Annotated in this window: 3 protein-coding genes; all 3 read left to right on the top strand. The window is 36.5% G+C overall.

Translation table 11 applies throughout. From position 1 onward, the window contains the following. Nucleotides 1-731, top strand: a 731-nt coding sequence (locus H3S73_RS13480) for a hypothetical protein (protein WP_198248917.1), incomplete at its 5' end; no start/stop codon positions are given. A 13-nt stretch (nucleotides 732-744) separates the two neighbouring features. Continuing rightward, nucleotides 745-1,587, top strand: a complete 843-nt coding sequence (locus H3S73_RS13475) for a DUF6708 domain-containing protein (protein WP_198236959.1) — start codon at nucleotides 745-747, stop codon at nucleotides 1,585-1,587. Between the two features lie 33 nt (nucleotides 1,588-1,620). Next, entirely contained in the window at nucleotides 1,621-2,466 is an 846-nt protein-coding gene (locus H3S73_RS13470; protein ID WP_198236958.1) for a DUF6708 domain-containing protein, read from the top strand. Nucleotides 2,467-2,571 lie beyond the last annotated feature (105 nt).

Here is a 2,571-nt window from a genome sequence, read left to right as displayed (position 1 = left end):
CATCTGGAGTTCTTTTAGCTGTATCAATGTTCTTTGCTGGATCTGGTATCGGTATCGCATTATCAATTGTTTGTATTGTATTATCGATATTTTGTGCATTTATGAGCGAACTGACCTCATTAACGTCTATGGAACGTTGGTTTGACCGCTGCTACTTTGGTTTAAATGAGCTAACCGGTAATTTATCTCCTTATCCTTTAACCGAAAACGGCGTTAAAAAGCTTATTCATGGCTTTTATGGCGCTTCTCGTGGTTACGAACTTTTTCTAACCAAAAAATCGCAAAAAAAATTAATTATTGATTATGGCGATAAGCATGATATTTATCTGAATGTAATTTTACCTAATTATAAACCGGATAGCATCTGCTATTATGGATCATTGATTGTTGAAAAAAAAGAGAGCAGTCAAAACGAGCTAATTGGTCATAACTTGACAGGAACGACTTTTAAATCAACGACCTCTCGTGATAGTTCGACTGGCTCGCTCTCAACGTTAGAGATGAAAGTTGATTTTACAAACCAAGAAAGTCAACACACAAATCAATTATCAGCAAAAAATCAGCTGGAAACCTATAAGCTTGATGAACAAGGCTCATTAATCATCTGTCCAGTAGTCTATGTGGCTGAAGACAATATCGATACAAAAATAAGTGTGCTAGGCTTTATTGAAGAGCAAAATGGCAGTGAAACACCATTTACCATTGAATTAGAAGATTACATTGACATTTGAGTAGGAACAGATAATGGCAGAATTTAAATTGGGGTATAAATATTATCCTAAAGACTTAGCAAAATTTAAACCAGTAGATAAAGACGATGACTTAACCAATCTTCGTTTTGGCAATAATACTTTTATTGAAATAGGACGCACTGATGACCAATTTGGTCGTACTTTAGAGATGATTGTAAAACTAACTGGATGTGGGGCATTTCTTTTCGCCCTTTATATTGGAATACAGCTTTTTCTCAATATTAGACCTTATCATATATATAGTGATGGAGCCTTTTCTTTGGGTGTAATTATTGTTTCTTTGCTTGCATTATTTTTATGTCTAATGCAATTAGCAAAAGTCATTATTTGGCCTACCGACTACCCGGTACGTTTTAACCGTAAAACCGGCAAAGTTTATGTGTACGAGCCAATGTTAAGTAAACGCCTTTATTATTTTCCCTTAAGGGAGATAAGAAAGCTTTATAAACCGGTTATAAAAGTCTATGACTGGCAATCAATTGACGGAATGGTTTCACGTCACGGCCTCTTTCAGCAGGAGATTTTTGCGGCAGTGATTGACCGACAAACCGATACCCTGATAGATTACTTTAGTTTATGGTTTAATGCCAATTACGTCCATAAAAGCGAATGGCGCTGGTTATTGTGTTATATGAATGGTATGGAGGGGATGAATTACAAAGGCAAAATCAGGGGGCGCTTTTGGCTGGGTCGATTATTTAACTGCTTTACGCCTGAGTTTAACTGGCCAGAGGGTATTGATAAAGCCTCACGGGCAGAATCACTTGAAGAGCTTGCCAAAATAGAGCAGGAGTATGACTTAGTCGGCAAATCTTTCCCTTACGAACAACCCTAGGAAAAATGATATTGATATCAAAGTGGACAGATAATGGCAGAATTTAAATTAGGGTATAAACATTATCCGAAAGACTTAGCAAAATTTAAACCAGTAGATAAAGACGATGACTTAACCAATCTTCGTTTTGGCAATAATACTTTTATTGAAATAGGCCGCACCAGTAACCAATTTGATCGTACTCTATATATGATTGGAAGGTTAACTGGATGTGTGGCGTTTCTTTATGCCCTTTATGCTGGAATATGGTTTTTTCTCAATATTAGTCCTTATTCTATATATAGCGATTTAGCCATTTCTTTAGGATTAATTATTGTTTCTTTGCTTGCATTATTTTTATGTTTAATGCAATTGGCAAAAGTTATTATTTGGCCAGCCGATTACCCGGTACGTTTTAACCGTAAAACCGGCAAAGTCTATGTGTACGAGCCAATGTTAAGTAAACGACTTTATTATTTTCCTTTAAGGGAGATAAGAAAGCTTTATAAACCCGTTATAAAAGTCTATGACTGGCAATCAATTGAAGGAATGGTAACCCGTAACGGCTTTTTTTTGCAGCAGGAGATTTTTGCGGCAGTGATCGACCGACAAACCGATACCTTGATGGATTACTTTAGCTTATGGGATAACGCCAATTATATCGATAAAAGCGAATGGCGCTGGTTACTGTGTTATATGAATGGTATGGAGGGGATGAATTATAAAGGCAAAATCAGGGGGCGCTTTTGGCTAGGTCGATTATTTAACTGCTTTGCACCTGAGTTTAACTGGCCAGAGGGTATTGATAAAGCCTCACGAGCTGAATCCCTTGAAGAGCTTGCCAAAATAGAGCAGGAGTATGATTTAGTCGGCAAATCTTTCCCTTACGAACAACCCTAGGAAAAAATTATATTGATATTAAAGTGGACAAATAATGGCAGAATTTAAATTGGGGTATAAACATTATCCTAAAGACTTAGCAAAATTTAAACCAGTAGATAAAGA

This window comes from Gilliamella sp. B14384G12, from assembly GCF_016101825.1.
GTDB classification, from domain to species: domain Bacteria; phylum Pseudomonadota; class Gammaproteobacteria; order Enterobacterales; family Orbaceae; genus Gilliamella; species Gilliamella apicola_N.
Note: the sequence above shows the minus strand (reverse complement) of the source record. Positions and strands in the feature narration are given on the sequence as shown.